We start from the raw sequence: 15508 nt of genomic DNA on the forward strand, positions 1-15508 counted from the left end.
CACCACAACGGGAGGGGTGTCTTACAGCTGCTACAGACGTGGGCATCATCTGCACAAAGACGGTGTTCTATTGTTATAGCGTTATGGACGCCTAGGCGCGCACTTAACCTAAGCGACACAGACAACGTTGTCAAATATGGCAGATCTAGACTAAGAAAGAGATCGCAAAAACAGTCTCACCACCTGATCTGGACGGATAAGCAAAGCACATCGGTGCGAGCTATTTCTCCCCTCGGTAAATACACAGCGTTATACCTGTGTATGCCGTGGGCGAATCCGCTATAATCCGCCCACTTTTCACCTGATTAAAATTTGGCCAATGACAGTAGAAACCTATACCCCCGGTAAAACCCCCAGCAGCAACCCCACCACCACTCTGGACGCCCCCAAAAAAGCACTGCAAGAGGGTGCGAGCGCTGGCGGCAACCGCATAGGTTTTGTCAGCCTGGGTTGCCCTAAAAACCTGGTGGACTCCGAGCGCATTCTCACGCAGCTGCGCACCGAGGGTTACGACATTGTGCCCAGTTACAACGATGCCGATATGGTGATTGTGAACACCTGCGGCTTTATCGACAGCGCGGTAGAAGAGTCCCTCGCCACCATTGGCGAGGCGCTGCAAGAAAACGGCAAAGTGCTGGTCACCGGTTGTCTGGGCGCCAAGGAAGAGTCCATCCGCGAGATACACCCGGGGGTGCTGGGCATTACCGGCGCCCACGCGTACGAGCAGGTGCTGGAGCAGGTGCACGCGCATATTCCCCCTGCCGCCAAGCACAACCCGTTTACCGATCTGGTGCCGCCACAGGGTATTAAGTTAACCCCGCGCCACTACGCCTATTTAAAAATTTCCGAGGGCTGTAACCACAGCTGCAGCTTCTGCATTATCCCCTCCATGCGCGGCAAACTGGTCAGCCGCCCTGTAGGGCAGGTAATGAGCGAAGCAGAGCGCTTGGTGAAAGCGGGGGTGCAAGAGTTACTGGTTATCTCACAAGACACCTCTGCCTATGGGGTAGATGCCCGCTATCGCACCGACTTTTGGGACGGCCGGCCGATGAAAACCGACCTGTACAATCTGTGCAAAGGTCTGGGCGAGCTGGGCGTGTGGGTGCGCCTGCATTACGTGTACCCCTACCCGAACGTGGACAATCTGATTCCACTGATGGCGGAGGGAAAAATTCTGCCCTATTTGGATATCCCGTTCCAGCACGCCAGCCCCAAAATTCTCAAGGCCATGCGCCGCCCGGGGCAGGTAGAAAAAACCCTAGAGCGCATCGCCAACTGGCGTGCTCAGGTGCCTGAGTTAACCATTCGCTCGACGTTTATTGTCGGCTTTCCAGGCGAAACCGAAGAAGACTTTCAAATGCTGCTGGACTTTCTGCAACAAGCGCAGCTCGATCGCGTAGGCTGTTTTAAATACTCGCCGGTAGACGGCGCCACCGCCAACGACCTGCCTGATTCTGTACCAGAGGATATTAAGCAAGAGCGCTTTGATCGGTTTATGCAATTGCAGCAAGAAATATCCACCGCCAAACTACAGCAGAAAATCGGTCAAACCATGGAAATTCTGATCGATGAAATTGATGAAGAGGGCGCCATTGGCCGAACCCAGGGCGATGCCCCGGAAATTGACGGCATGGTGTACCTGCCCGCCGAGGGTTTAAGCGTAGGCCAGCGCATTCACGCAGTTATTGAGCACGCCGACGAGTACGACCTGTGGGCAACGCCTGTGTAGTAACCCGCAGCAAATACCCCATGGCGCGTAAAATAGGGTAGGATTTGCCTATGACTTTACGCGCTAGAAACCAACAAGGCTTTACCTTAGTCGAACTCATCGCTGTGATTGTGGTGCTCGGTATACTCGCCGCTACCGCCGTACCGCGTTTTCTCGATCTGCGCAAAAGCACCATCGAGGCGACCATGGATGCTATGACCGGCGCAATGCTAAGCGCCGCCAACCTGGTGTACGCCAAGGCCATTACCGAGGGCGTGGACGGCGAAGCCAATGCCAGCGTTACCATTGAAGGCACCACGGTAGCCACAGTTTATGGCTACCCGGCCGGCACGGCGGCCGGTATCGACGCAGTAGTCGATAAACAGGGCTGGAAAAAGCGCGCCAGTATTTTCAGCGGCGCCTGGGTTTACTGGCAGGGGGTTATTGCTGAAGACGCCGGGGTTGCCCAATGCTATTTACGCTATCGCCAGCCAACGGCGGCGAATAGTGCTCCGGTGGTGGATGTGGAAAAATCCGGTTGTTAAAAGTAAAAACGGCAGAAAACATGTAACTGTCACTTTGAATATAACAACAGCATGATAAAGATCACAAATAAGAAACCGATCTGTTAAGTACGACCGGTTTTACGTTTCTTTCATATCGAACAGAAATAATTTCTCCTTTTTCATATTCTCCAAACAAATAATATCTTGCGAGCTTCGCCTCTTCCCTATGTTACATATGCTTCAAAAAGTAACGCTTCAAGAAACACAAAAGTCAATTTATTCAGAGAATGTTCTACTACCAAAAAAAATGGTGTAGGCTCCTCTCCCGACGTTGCATGAGGATGATTTAGGACTAAACCCAAGATTAATAAATGGGTAATCACACGAGTAAATCTTTCATTCATTTCAGATGGTTGATTGATATTTTTACTCTTAAAAAAATAATTTAAAGTCCTGCAGTTATCATCCACTTCGACCAGTGCCTTGTATTCGTCTGCAATAGATGATCAATTTTCATCTGCACGCCACAATGGCCCGTGCTGACGTATCTGCTTGTTACGAAAATTGATCGACTGTTTCTTAAAATAGCGAATAGTAGGTCTACACATCATGAAACTAAATAGATTCATTCTCGCCGCCTCAATAGCGACCGCTGGTGTTTCCACCCAAGCGGCAACTTTTGTCATTGAAAAATATGGTACAGGCCACTCTATTGACGGCAATGGTGGTGCTCAGGTTGGGCAACAGCTCTATTTGTGGGGCACAAACCTCAATAACGTCAATCAGCAGTGGGTTCAGCTGGATCGTGGCAATGGCTTTTACTCGTACAAAAAAGAAGATACCAACTTATGCTGGGATGCCGGCGGTGGTGGCACTCGCAATCAGGCGGTCACCTTACAAGAGTGCAACGCTGGCAATTACAATCAACACTTTGCCAAAGTAAAAATTTATGACGGCACCGAAGTGTACCGCTTCGAAAAGCGCAATGCTTCAGGCTTTTCACTGGATGGCAATAATGGCGCGGCCGAACGCCAATCCATTTATCTTTGGAACTCCAATGATGACAACATCAATCAGCAGTGGGAACTGTTCCGCGTCGATAACGGTGATGGTGGCTCAAGCGCCAACGATAGCCAGCTTGCGGTCGATACTGCATTCGACGATGGCAGCAGCCACTCCAGCTATCCAGCTTCTAAGGCCGTAGACGGTGATACCTCTTGGGCATCTCGCTGGGCGGCATCTGGCTCACCGGTTAATTTAACCATTCAGTTAGAAGAGGTGAGCGAAGTGACCGAGGTGGGCATTGCCTGGGGTCGAGGCGACTCGCGCGCTTACACTTTCGAAATTTACGCGCGCCCTGGTACCAGCGGATCGTGGACCAAGGTGTACGATGATGTCAGCAGCGGCTCTACCGCCGGTATTGAAGTGTTTGACATTACCGATATAGAAGCGCAACAGATTCGTGTTAAAACCTTTGAGAATACCTCAGGCAGCACCTGGACAAACATTACTGAAGTCGAGGTGTACGGAGCAGAGGGAAGCGGCTCTGGCGGCGGCGATAACGGTGGTGGAGACAATGGTGGTGGCAACGTCCCCCCGGGTTCAGCAAATGTTCCCTCTGACTTAATGAACAACTGCAACCAGTGGAAAATTACTTACCCTGACGGCGTTGAAGACAAAACTCTGTGTGGTGAAGATAATAACGAGTACTTCTATGTAAACGACGCTGGCAACGGTATTGTCTTCTTCGCTCCGGTACGCGATGGCAACGGCACTACACCTAACTCCAGCTATATTCGCTCTGAGCTGCGCGAACGCGAAGCCGATGGCAGTAAAGATATTTACTGGACTACGTCGGGTCAGCATGTCGTCTATGTTAAGCAAGCCATTACGCACCTTCCCATTGTCAAAAGCCACCTGGTTGCCACGCAAATTCACGGCAACAAGGACGAGGGTATTGATGACGCACTGGTGCTGCGCTTAGAAGATTCACACTTATTCCTGAGCTTTAACGGCGGTAAATTGCGCAGCGATGTCACCGTTACCAACAACTATAGCCTGGGTACCAACCACGAGGTTATTTTTGAAGTAATCGATGGCAAACACTACGTCTATTACAGTGAAGACGGCAACCTGGAAAGTGCTTATAACTCGGGCAATGCCGACCAGTACCTGGTGCGCGACGGTTCTAATGATTATGTGATGGACCGCAGCTACGGCGATGCCTATTTCAAAATTGGTAATTACACGCAAAGTAATGCCGACCACGAGGGTAGCGCAACCGGCGATCCTGACAACTATGGTGAAGTGGTTGTTTACGACTTCTGGGTAGATCATCAGTAATTAAGTTCCGGCCCACGGGCCGGACGATTATCTTCTCACCCGATCATACTCGCCTGTGATCGGGTGATTTTCTCCCTAATTCTTTTAAACCCTGCGCGCAGGCAGACAGCCCTGTGCGCCCTTTTTATGGGTTTTGATCGGCTAAATATAACAATAGGTACTGACTACGATGACACTGTATAAATTTATGCTCGCCGCTTCTCTCGCCGTTACTGGCAGCCTGGCCCAGGCAGCTACTTTTGTTATGGAAAAACACGGCACCGGACACGCTATCGATGGTAATGGCGGCGCCCAAATGGACCAGCAATTGTATTTATGGGAAACCAACCTCACTAACCTTAACCAGCATTGGGTTCAACTAGACAAAGGCAATGGCTACTACGCCTACAAAAAAGAGAACACAAATCTCTGTTGGGATGCCGGTAGCGGCGCCTCACGTCAACAAGCCGTAACCTTACAAGAATGCGATGAAAGTAATTACGACCAACACTTTGCCAAAATAAAAGTTTACTCCGGTAGTGAGGTTTACCGTTTCGCTAAGCGTAATGCCGATGACTTTTCGCTTGATGGCAATCGCGATGCGGCAAACCGACAATCCATTTACCTCTGGAACTCTAATAGTGACAACATCAATCAACAGTGGGAATTAATTCGCGTCGACGACGGCAGCGACAACTCCGAGGATAATAATGACACTGACAACCGTCTCGCGGTAGTAAATGCCTTCGACGACGACAGCAGTCACGCCAGCTACCCGGCAAGTCACGTTATTGACGATGACACTAGCTGGGCGTCGCGCTGGGCCGCCTCCGGTTCTCCGGTAAACCTCACCCTTGAGCTCGAAGAGTTGAGCGACGTCACCAAGCTGGGTATCGCCTGGGGCCGCGGCGATGAACGCGCCTATACCTTTGAGGTGTATGCCCGCACCGATACCAGTGACCCCAATAGCTGGACTAAAATTTTTGACGGCGTCAGCAGTGGCGCAAACAGCGGTATTGAAGTCGTGGACGTAACCGACATCGCTGCCAAGCAGGTGCGTATTAAAACCTTTGCCAACACCTCGGGTAGCAACTGGACTAACATCACTGAGGTAGAGCTATATGGTAATAGCAACGACAGTCCGGGCGTAGGCACGGAAATTCCAGCGAACATTACCGACGGCAGTATTTTCGACTTGGAAGGAGCCAGCCCACATCCGCTGGTAAACGCCTCCACCTTGGAGTTTGTTCCTCTTGAGGCCCGTTATGTGTCACCGAACGGCAACGGCTGGCGTCAGGAATACAAAGTTAAGCAAAGCCTGCGTGTTGCCATGACCGACGTGTATGAAGTGTTTGAGGCAGACGTAAAGGTAGAAATGTCCGATGCCGGAAAAACCATTATCGCTCAGCATCATGCCGGGGATTTAGGCACCATTATGAAACTGTACGTGTCCGACTCCTCCGAGTCTGGCTTTGATGACAGTGTGGCCGGAAACGGCATTTTTGATGTCTACGTACGTTTGCGCAATACCGATGGGGAAGAAGAAAAGTACGCCCTGGGCACCATTCGCAGCGGCGATAGCTTCGATTTTAAAATGGTGAACGATTACGGCTATGTCACCGTCTACGGTATGGGGCGTGCGTTTGGTATTCCGGTGGAGGATGATGCGGACTCTTACTTTAAGTTTGGCAACTACCTGCAATCGCAAAATACCTACACGCGGAAAAACTGCGGCGAGCCCGGAGATTCTGAATCCTTTGCCCAGTGTTTTGCCGATTTAGGCATTACCGAATCTACCGTCACCATGACCAACGTAAGCTACACGCGTATCGCAGATTAACTGTCACTGCATAAAATAAGCCGTGAGCATATCGCTCACGGCTTATTAAGTAATGTGTGCCCGCAATTGGCTTTACGGATTTTCAATGGCCGCTGAAGATGCTTGAATATTGTTCGGTTTCACTTCCAGCGCAAAAGGCATTAACGGCAAGCCAGCACTGTTGTACACATTCGCGCGCTCTGGATAATCCGCCCAGGCGTACCGAACCTGCACAGGTTCTTTTACTTCGTCGCTCCAAACTCGAATTAAATCACCATCCAGCTCAGCCTCAGCCCAAACAAACTCACCGTCTTTACCGGCTATCGCAAAACCATCCGGCTTGCCGCCTTTACTTTTTAAACCACGATACGCGTGCACGGTGCTGATAAACGCTTTGCCATCATTCACCTGCATAACATAAGGCGCAGGCGCTTCGGACTGTAGACGAGTTTCGCCGTACACCTGCTGGCGCGCTAACAGAGCCAAACGCTCACCCACGGGCTTTTTATTCAGCGGGTGTATGTCGTTCCACTCGCCCAAATCGATGGTCACGGCCATGGCGGTATTGGGCTCGGACAATACTTTGGTTTGCGCCTGGCGCATCTCGGCCCAACCGCTTTGTACCGGCGCATCAACCGGGTCGCCAAAACCTGGCAGCTGAGCGTAAATAAACGGCAGCTTTGGCTGACCAAACTCGGCGCGCCACTGGCGAATCATAGTGGGCAACAATGTCGCATATTCATCGGGCTTACCGGCATTGCTCTCACCCTGATACCAAATAACGCCCTTGAGCGGTATTGGGGTAATAGGCGCGAGCATGGCGTTATAAATTCCCACCGGCTGGCTCATATCCCAAAACTCACGCGAAGGTGCCGGGCTGACACTGGCGCCTACGCGCGCGCGCCAGCTTCCTTCCAGTGAAATCTGGGTATCGCCCACCTCAAGGCGGTAGGGCTTGTCTTTAACAAAACCGCCATTACCCGCGTTTGTCACAGCGCGTACAACAATGGTGTTGTCCCCGGCTTTTAACACATTTGCGGGCACCTCATAGCGGCGCTGAGGGTACATATACGTCGTGTTGCCCACCTGCTCGCCATTGATAAACGCGGTATCGGCATCCACTATCCGGCCCAGGCGCAACATGCCGGGCTTGCCTGCGGCTTCTGCAGGCAAAGTGATGGTTTTGCGCAGCCAGAGCACACCGTTTAAATCCTCTATGCCGCTATCGGCCCACTGACCGGGCAGGCTTACTTCTCGCCAATCGCTGTCGTCAATGGCTTCGGCTGACCAGGCAGGGTTCGCGTGAGTGCCCTCATCAGCTTTGTGTAAGCTTTCATACCAGGGGGTGGTAGTGGCGTTGTCTTTTGCTTTGGCGTTTTCCACATAACCAGGGGCGGCATTGCGCTCGGCCTGCTGCACATAGTGGGGAAAATGCTTTAACGCCTCCGGGCTCATCCACGCCTGGGCGCCTGAGCCGCCGTAAGCATTCATAATAATCCCCACGGGCACGTCTTGAGTACGCTCTATCTGACGGGCAAAAAAGTAACCTACGGCGGTAAAATTCAGAGCGTTGTCAGGGGTCGCGGCCAGCCACTCCCCGCCGTTTAAATCGTATTGCGGGCCGTCATAAACAGCATTTTTAGGCACCTGAAAATGGCGAATACGCGGGTTTTCCGCATCGGCTAAAACATCGGCGTAGCCTTCCTTGATGTTGGACATTTTCATTTCCATATTGGACTGCCCGGCGGCCAGCCAGACATCGCCAAAGTAGATGTCCGTTAACTCAATGCGGTTATCGCCCTCAATCACCAACTTATGGGGCCCGCCAGCGGAGTAGGCCTCGCCCTCCCAGTACCAGTGACCGTCTGCATCCGCTTTAAAGCGGCCAATGGCTTCGCCATTTAACTGCACCCGAATATCTTCGCCGGCATCGGCGCTACCCCAGAGCGTAAGCGGCAGATCGCGCTGCAACACGGCGCCGGAGGTGAGTAAGCGATTGGGGGTTACATCGGCAAAAGTCTGCGCGGCCAGCATGCTGGCGCCGACGACAGAGGTAAGTAGCGGAATCAGTTTCATAACGTGCTCTTATGGTTTTATGGTCGTTTTGACCATAATAAAACAAAAATACGCTGATGAAAACTTGCGCTATTCGCTAAACATGAAGGAAGGATACGAAGCTTGGCAAGGACCTATTAATTGATACTCAGTACGAGTTTGATCAGGCCAGGCTTCCATATACACCGTTTGTGCACTTCGCTTATCTTTGCGTTTCGATTTCTCATCCGCAAAAACCCAAACCTCATAAAATACTAACGCCTCATGACTCACGACACGAGTCTCAACTAATTCATCAAGACCATAGCCACACTTTTTCTCGATGTTGGTAATAATACCTTCGAACAAAACATCGGATCTGAAAGCTGCGCTTGGCGCTACTTCTCCTGCCCATACCGTATCCCAGATTTCCGTTGTTTCAGTCTTTTCCAAGGTATAGCGTACGGGAAACTTGGCTTCTGCAAACTGACGGTTAAATTCTGCGAAATTTTGCTGATTCGAGGCGCAAGCGCTCAGCGCCATACAAATAGCAATTAGAAGCCCTCGATTGAACATATCAACCTCCCTGTAAATTTCGTTATTAATTATGGGCTTTTGTTTTTCTTATCCGCCAAAGAAAACAGTCCGGTCCAAAACAGCGCTTCGAATATAAGCCCTATGCCCAAAAAGATCGCGCCTCCCGCCGGTATGCCGAAAACATAGCAGGCGATAGCGCCGAAAAAACAGCCGATTAAAATCAGCAAACGGGTCATGAGTTTCATTGCAGGAATCTCCTTAGCAGTGCTTTATACTATGCCGCCAGACACCAAGGCGCAAGCAATCTGAATGTTTATAACCCTGCTGACTCACAGCGAAGAACTTAAAAAAAGTACCAACACCGGCAGGCTGGTTATAGAGCAGGCGTGTTTTTTCAATATAGAATGTGCACAAGTGGTTTGGCAGCGCAAAGCGCCCGATGCCAACCTAATAGAGCGATTACAAACTAGAAGCAGCGCGCTCCTTTACCCAGCCAAAAATGCCACAGAGCTGAATACCGGCATTGCCCCGGAACACTGGGTGCTAATAGACAGCACCTGGCAACAGGCGCGAAAAATTTATAATCACAGCCCCTATTTGCACTCACTGCCCCACGTAAGGCTGGCGCCAAGTGAGAGTTCGGCATTTACCTTACGGCGCAATCAAGTGCCGGGTGGCCTGTGTACCAGCGAGAGTGTGGCTGCAATTGCAGCCACCAATGGGCTATATGACTTTGCCCGTAATTTAACAAACGCGCTTGAGGCAATGCAGTCTTAAGCGGGGTTAGCGCAAGCGTCGCCAGTGCTCTTGCTCGACTGTTTTACCGTTTTCCGTGCGTTCGGTATACCAGTTGTCGCCCTCAAGGCGGAAGGTAAAGTTATAGCGGGTACCCTCAGCAACGGTGTAGGACAACAGCTCGGGGGTTTCGCTGTATTGATCTCCCTCAATTATGTAGGGCCCGGTGCTCGCGGCCCAAAACTCACCGCCCTTGCGCGATACAAACGCATAGTCTGTGGCGGTAAGCACTTTGCGCGACACCATTGCCTCCAGATCATAGGCAATTTTTTCCCCCTCGGCGTCGATCATAAAACCGCTTACCAGCTCCCAGGTGCCGGTCAAATCCGGTGTATCGGCCGCTTGGACTGGCAGATAAAAACATGACAATAACAATAAAAGTAAGGCGTGCTTGTGCATAAATAATCCTTAAAAGTTACATTGTTATCATCCATCATGGTTGGGCCTTGGCCCTTATTTTTGTGCGCTGATTATGACATAAAAAAGCCGGGCAATGCCCGGCAACCTGGGGGAGGATCAAACTCAGGGTGGGTCAGTAGGCCTTTACATTACTGGCGCCGGAGGTATTCACATTCAACTTGGGCGAGCCACCATAACGAAGGTTAGAGGCACCTGAGAGGCTCGCTTTTAACTGCTCGGAGACTTCCAGCTCAATATTCGATGCGCCCGTGGCCTCGGCAATAACCGACTGGCCGACAAGAGACGCGGCCTCGAAATTACTGGCTCCGGTTAGCTCCAGCGCCAATTTTGCGATGCTGCCCGAGCCAGAGACGACCACATTGGACGCCCCGGTTAGCTCTATTTTAGCGGCCTCGGCATTGAGACTGTGAGCCTCAAACTTGCTCGCCCCGGTTATATCCAAGTCCAAGTTGTCAGCATTAAGAGAGTCGGAAAAACCCGCATAACTGGCGCCGACCATTTCAATTTCCAGATTGCCCACGTTGAGACTTTTGCCATGGAAATCCACCTCGCCCACCATTTCAAGACGGCTTAACTGTGGCACAGAAATTTTTATCTCAAGCTCGGCATTGGCGCTGCCCCAAAAATTCCAAAAGCCTGTTTTGCCTGAGACTTTAAAAAGGGCTTTGGTCTGCTTAATCTCCACATCATCCCAATCGCCTTTAACCAGGGTAACCATGGCCTGGGCATTATCGGCCTGCGTAAATTTCACGGTTATATCACCGTCAAACACTAATTCCGTTACGCCATTAAGATCAAAAGAACGCGCCTGCGTTTCAGCCGAGGTCCAGTTGGCCGACGCTAAAAGAAGCATACATAGAAATAGACGAGTAACCATGGCTTATCTCCTGTTTTGGTTACTCGTAAGACGCAAACAATAATGTTTTGGATGCAGCTAAGCGGAGACTTTTTCCCGCTTGCGGGTACTGGCCTCAAAAATCAAATACAGCGGGGTCGCCACCGCCAGCGGCAACAGATAAAACACACAGCGGTAGGCAAACAAGCCCGCCAGAATATCGGTTTTATCCACCTGTCCCGACAGCAGGGCGATAAAAACGGCTTCAAGTACACCCAGGCCACCGGGAATATGCGTAATAACACCCGCCAGGGCGCTGACCAACAAGACCGCAAACACCGTGGCGAAGGCGATCTCGTCCGGCATAAACTGATAAATAACACTGGCCATTAACGTCCAGTGGGCGCAGGCCATGACAAGTTGGAGCAGGGCAATGCTGACTGGAGGTAGAGTAATAGTCGTGGATTTAAAACGATATTCGCGCTTGCGCGCGCCCCAACAAACACCCACATAAGCGGCTATCACTAATATAAAAACGGCGCCGATCACCTGTAGGCTGATCTGGCCCACCGGCCAAGAGTCGGGTGGGTTAATCTGCCCCGATACAAACAAGCCGCCGGCTAATAAAATATAGCCCGACCAGTTGGTGACCACACTGATGCCCAAAATACGGGTGACATCGGCGGCTTTAATGCCCAAGCGAGAATACAACCGATAGCGAAACGCAACTCCGCCCACCAGCGCACTCAAATTCAAATTAAACGCGTAGCAAAGCCCGGCCGCAAACCAGGTTTTAGGCCATGAGACCTTGAGTTTTAACAGGTAGCGGCCCAGCAAGTCGTAACTGGCGTAAACGCAATAACAGAGAAACCCCAACCCCGCCCCGATACCGAGAGTGAGCACCGAGGTATCTTTTAAGGTTTGCCATACCTTTGCCCATTCAATGGTGGCGCCTTGCTTAACCAGTAAGGTCGCCACCAAGACGAAAAATACAACCGTTAATACCTTTTTGATGATGGGCCAGGGCAACTTTTCACGGGCCCAGTCATAGCCGTTAGTCCAGGTGTTTTTTAACCCTTCGGTCGCCGACATTGTTTATACCTCCGCCGAGTGGTAATCGGTCTTGCGCACTCGACGGGCACCGCGCGATTCCGGGTAACGTTTGCTTAAATCATCATTCTCGGTTTTACCCGGATCGGTTTGCCATTCGCGCTTCAGTTCGCGAATAGTAGGGGTGTGTGCCGGGAATAACCCGTTCAGACGCGGGAAATAACGCAGCGCGTGGTACATAAAGAAATCCTTTACCACCAAATACCAGGCGCGGCGTTTTATCCAGCTATTCTCAATCAACTCGCTTCCGGCAATAAGTTCATCGATTTTCTCGCCAATTTGTGCGTTAAAGTTTTTATCTTTAATCACAATATTCGCCTCGAGATTAAACGCCAGGCTGAGCGGGTCGAGATTACTGGAGCCTATGGTTGACCACTCATCGTCTATCAGAGCAATTTTGGCGTGCAGGGGCCGATCGCGATACTCGTAAACCTCCACTCCCGAGCGCACCAGCACCTCGTACAGGGTGCGCGCAAGCGTCAATGCAAACGGGATATCCGGGTCGCCCTGCAGAATCAGCTTAACCTCTACCCCGCGCTTACGCGCCTGACGGATGGCGCGCATAAAACGGTAACCCGGAAAGAAATAGGCATTGGCAATCCAAATGCGTTTTTTTGCCTGGCGCATGGCCGCCAAATAGGATTTTTCAATATTGCTGCGATTGCGACGGTTATCGCGCGAGACAAAGGCAATTTCACTGTCGCCAGTGCGCGGCGGATTTTTAATGTAGTCGATACTGTCTTGTAAATGACTGTCGCGAGCGTCGCGCACATAACTTTTGCACAGTTCGCGAATCTCGGGCACCACCGGGCCTTCCACTTCTACCATGTAGTCGGTTTTACCGTGGGGGCCGCAGCCGATCAAGTGGTCGTGACACAGGTTAATCCCGCCAATAAATGCATAATGACCATCGATAACCGCAAGTTTACGATGCAGACGACGAAACAGTTTGGGGCGGCCGTTGTACCACTGTGGTTGCGGGTCGTATATCTGAAACACAATGCCCGCCTCGGTCAGCTCTTCAATATATTCTTTTTCCAAAAAGTGACTGCCCCAGCTGTCGGCGGTCACGCCAATCCATACCCCTCGTTTGGCCGCACGCAACAGCGCCTTTTTGATATTGCCGCCCACCCGGTCGTCTTCCAGAATAAACGTTTCCAGAAAAATCTCGTGCTTTGCAGCGCGAAGGCGGCGCAGCAGTTGTGGAAAAAACTCTTCGCCGTTTTGCATCAGCGTGAGTTTGTTACCTTGCGAGAATCGACCTTTAAAATTGCGAAATCCAAACATCTACGGCTCCGGGTTTAAAATTCAACTTCTGCCAGCAAAGGGGCGTGATCCGACAAGCGCGACCACGGCTTGCGCGACAGGACTATCGGCATATGCGACTTTGCCGAGCGCACGTAAATCCGGTCCAGTCTCAGCAGCGGGCAAAGCGCCGGAAAGGTACGTGGCGGCTTGCCATAGGCTTCGGTAAATACTTCTTGCATCCCCGCATCGCGGGCGAGAATAGGGCGCGACTTCTGGCGCCAGTCATTAAAATCGCCCGCCACCACCACGGCTTCATCGCGGGGAATTTGATTGACGTGCTCGGTCAGCTTTTTCAGCTGAATCTGACGGTGTGGCTCACGCAGACTCAGGTGCACACAAATTGCGTGGACAATTTTTCCCTCTACATCGATTTTGCAATGCAGTAGGCCGCGCTTTTCGATCCCGTTTAACGAAATATCCCAGTTGTCCCAACTGACTATGGGGTATTTGCTCAAAATAGCGTTGCCGTGGTGACCATCGTCGTAAACGGCGTTGCGACCGTAGGCAAAGTCCTGCCAAATACTGTCCGCCATAAATTCGTACTGTGGTGTATCTGGCCACAGCTCGGCATGGCGATCCGACAGGCGTGCATGCTCGCCCAATACCTCCTGCATAAAAACCAAATCGGCCGATACAATACGCACAGCGTCGCGCAGCTCGTGCAACATAAATCGTTGGTTGAACGAGGTCAGGCCCTTATGGGTGTTTACGGTTAGTACTTTTAAGCAGGTCACAACTCCCCCAATAGCAGCAAAAATTACACGTCTATTGCAAAAATAGACGCGAATTTCACTATTTACCGTCCGTAAAAGGGGTTATTGCAGATTTAATGCCGATTTTTAAAACCGGGCGCAAAAAGAAAAGTTATACGCGGTTAAACGCGTAAGCCCCCGCACTGATAGCAGCGGCGGTAAACAGCCCCGCCAGGATTACCGCAGCGGATAGTAAACTGTCAAAGCTCATGCTGCTAAGCAGAGGCAAGGTTGTAGACCAGGGAAACACACTGCCCGCCACCGCGGCTGCCGCCAGCCCAGCACCCCAGTTAAACAACTTCACCCGCCGGGGGTTAATCGCAGGCTGGGGGAGCCTGGCCATCACCTGGTCGGTAAAACCATCATCGTGCAAATACTGGTCTTGGAGCAGGGCTTCTTCCAGCCACTGGTCGAGCTTATCTTGTTGCATGGGTAAGATTCCCCTGACGATTCTGGAGTAAGGTTTTGAGTTTAGCCTTACCGCGTAATACGTGTGATTTAACAGTACCCACAGGTACTTGCATAAGACGGGCCGCTTCTTCGTTGCTGTGCCCAAGCTGATAAGTTAAGTGCAATGCCTCGCGCTGGGCGCTGCTCAGTTCGGCCATAGCGCGGTGTAAATCCCGCCGGGTGAGCTCACAGGCATCCTCCACCGCTGTCTCGCGCCCAAGGCTCTCTACTTTTTCGCTATCGGGTTCGGGGAGTTTTTTGCGATAGTGGCTCATCAGCTGGTTGCGTGCAATCTGGTACAGCCAGGTAAAAAACTGCGCCTGGCCCTTAAACCCAGCCAGGGCTTTATAGGCTTTAATAAACGCCTCTTGCGCCATATCATCGGCCAGCGCATCGTCGCCATTGCACAGCGCGCGCAAGGCTTGGCGCAAGCGCGACTGGTAGCGCCGCACAAGCTGGCTGTAGGCATGTCGGTCCTGACGCTGTACCGTGCGCTCAATCAGAACCTGATCGGATACTTCCATGGCTATTTTACTCGGACTTGTCCGCCCGGGTTTTGCTCTCCTGCCAGAGTTTGTAATTCACCGCACCAATAGCCAGTGGTATGAGAGCCAAGGCCGCCACATCCAGCCCGGCAAGAAAGAACAGGGCGAGAAACACCGCGCCACCTACCCATAGTAAATACAGACTGCGGCGGTACAGGGCCCTGGGGTCGGTACCATCTTCACCACCGTTAAACAGGCTATCGGGTACCGGCTGACCCGCCTCTATCAGGCGGTTGACGATATCCAGCTGCAACTTTTTGCGCTTGTGCAGGCTGTACATCAGTATGGCCAGACAGGCCACGGGGGTAGAAAACACCATCAGAATGGCGACGATAGGAACCAGATGGTGCATGGCTCGCTCCTTATT

Annotated in this window: 16 protein-coding genes; 5 read left to right on the forward strand and 11 right to left on the reverse strand. The window is 51.7% G+C overall.

Annotation, left to right across the window (positions count from 1 at the left end; all coding sequences use genetic code 11):
• The first annotated feature begins 319 nt into the window (after nt 1-319).
• The 4 genes from rimO to NHM04_RS10845 all read left to right on the forward strand — a co-directional run bounded on the left by rimO (nt 320) and on the right by NHM04_RS10845 (nt 6376).
• Nucleotides 320-1729, forward strand: coding sequence for a 30S ribosomal protein S12 methylthiotransferase RimO (gene rimO / locus NHM04_RS10830; protein WP_254263810.1), 1410 nt, complete (start codon nt 320-322; stop codon nt 1727-1729).
• A gap of 50 nt (nt 1730-1779) precedes the next feature.
• Nucleotides 1780-2253, forward strand: a complete 474-nt coding sequence (locus NHM04_RS10835) for a Tfp pilus assembly protein FimT/FimU (RefSeq protein WP_254263811.1) — start codon at nt 1780-1782, stop codon at nt 2251-2253.
• Between the two features lie 570 nt (nt 2254-2823).
• Nucleotides 2824-4557, forward strand: coding sequence for a polysaccharide lyase family 7 protein (locus NHM04_RS10840; protein ID WP_254263812.1), 1734 nt, complete (start codon nt 2824-2826; stop codon nt 4555-4557).
• A 169-nt stretch (nt 4558-4726) separates the two neighbouring features.
• Nucleotides 4727-6376: a polysaccharide lyase family 7 protein gene (locus NHM04_RS10845; protein ID WP_254263813.1), complete on the forward strand. Its 1650-nt coding sequence runs from the start codon at nt 4727-4729 to the stop codon at nt 6374-6376.
• A 72-nt stretch (nt 6377-6448) separates the two neighbouring features.
• On the opposite strand, the gene NHM04_RS10850 is transcribed toward NHM04_RS10845, so the two are convergent.
• The 3 genes from NHM04_RS10850 to NHM04_RS10860 form a co-directional block, all read right to left on the reverse strand.
• A complete protein-coding gene (locus tag NHM04_RS10850) occupies nt 6449-8431 on the reverse strand; it encodes a sialate O-acetylesterase (protein WP_254263814.1) in 1983 nt (660 codons plus the stop codon).
• A gap of 69 nt (nt 8432-8500) precedes the next feature.
• Nucleotides 8501-8965 (reverse strand): hypothetical protein, encoded by a 465-nt coding sequence (locus NHM04_RS10855; protein WP_254263815.1) that lies wholly within the window; start codon nt 8963-8965, stop codon nt 8501-8503.
• A 29-nt stretch (nt 8966-8994) separates the two neighbouring features.
• On the reverse strand, nt 8995-9171 hold the full coding sequence (locus NHM04_RS10860; protein ID WP_254263816.1) for a hypothetical protein: 177 nt from the start codon (nt 9169-9171) through the stop codon (nt 8995-8997).
• Between the two features lie 64 nt (nt 9172-9235).
• Here NHM04_RS10860 and NHM04_RS10865 point away from each other — a divergent pair, with 64 nt between their 5' ends.
• On the forward strand, nt 9236-9703 hold the full coding sequence (locus NHM04_RS10865) for a tRNA-uridine aminocarboxypropyltransferase (protein WP_254263817.1): 468 nt from the start codon (nt 9236-9238) through the stop codon (nt 9701-9703).
• 6 nt (nt 9704-9709) lie between these two features.
• On the opposite strand, the gene NHM04_RS10870 is transcribed toward NHM04_RS10865, so the two are convergent.
• The 8 genes from NHM04_RS10870 to NHM04_RS10905 form a co-directional block, all read right to left on the reverse strand.
• Entirely contained in the window at nt 9710-10120 is a 411-nt protein-coding gene (locus NHM04_RS10870) for a hypothetical protein (protein ID WP_254263818.1), read from the reverse strand.
• Nucleotides 10121-10253: 133 nt separating this feature from the next.
• Nucleotides 10254-11018 carry a GIN domain-containing protein gene (locus tag NHM04_RS10875; protein ID WP_254263819.1) on the reverse strand — a complete coding sequence of 255 codons (765 nt, stop codon included), beginning with the start codon at nt 11016-11018 and terminating at the stop codon, nt 10254-10256.
• Nucleotides 11019-11075: 57 nt separating this feature from the next.
• Nucleotides 11076-12068, reverse strand: coding sequence for a lysylphosphatidylglycerol synthase domain-containing protein (locus tag NHM04_RS10880; RefSeq protein WP_254263820.1), 993 nt, complete (start codon nt 12066-12068; stop codon nt 11076-11078).
• Between the two features lie 3 nt (nt 12069-12071).
• Complete coding sequence (gene clsB / locus NHM04_RS10885; protein ID WP_254263821.1) at nt 12072-13373, reverse strand: cardiolipin synthase ClsB; 1302 nt, start codon at nt 13371-13373, stop codon at nt 12072-12074.
• Between the two features lie 14 nt (nt 13374-13387).
• Nucleotides 13388-14128, reverse strand: coding sequence for an endonuclease/exonuclease/phosphatase family protein (locus NHM04_RS10890; protein ID WP_254263822.1), 741 nt, complete (start codon nt 14126-14128; stop codon nt 13388-13390).
• Between the two features lie 130 nt (nt 14129-14258).
• Nucleotides 14259-14576 carry a hypothetical protein gene (locus NHM04_RS10895; RefSeq protein WP_254263823.1) on the reverse strand — a complete coding sequence of 106 codons (318 nt, stop codon included), beginning with the start codon at nt 14574-14576 and terminating at the stop codon, nt 14259-14261.
• Complete coding sequence (locus NHM04_RS10900) at nt 14563-15120, reverse strand: RNA polymerase sigma factor (RefSeq protein WP_254263824.1); 558 nt, start codon at nt 15118-15120, stop codon at nt 14563-14565. Before NHM04_RS10900 ends, NHM04_RS10895 begins: the two co-directional genes overlap by 14 nt.
• A 7-nt stretch (nt 15121-15127) precedes the next feature.
• On the reverse strand, nt 15128-15493 hold the full coding sequence (locus tag NHM04_RS10905; protein WP_254263825.1) for a DUF6249 domain-containing protein: 366 nt from the start codon (nt 15491-15493) through the stop codon (nt 15128-15130).
• Between the last annotated feature and the right edge of the window lie 15 nt (nt 15494-15508).

The organism is Gilvimarinus sp. DA14, from assembly GCF_024204685.1.
Classification (GTDB): Bacteria; Pseudomonadota; Gammaproteobacteria; order Pseudomonadales; family Cellvibrionaceae; genus Gilvimarinus.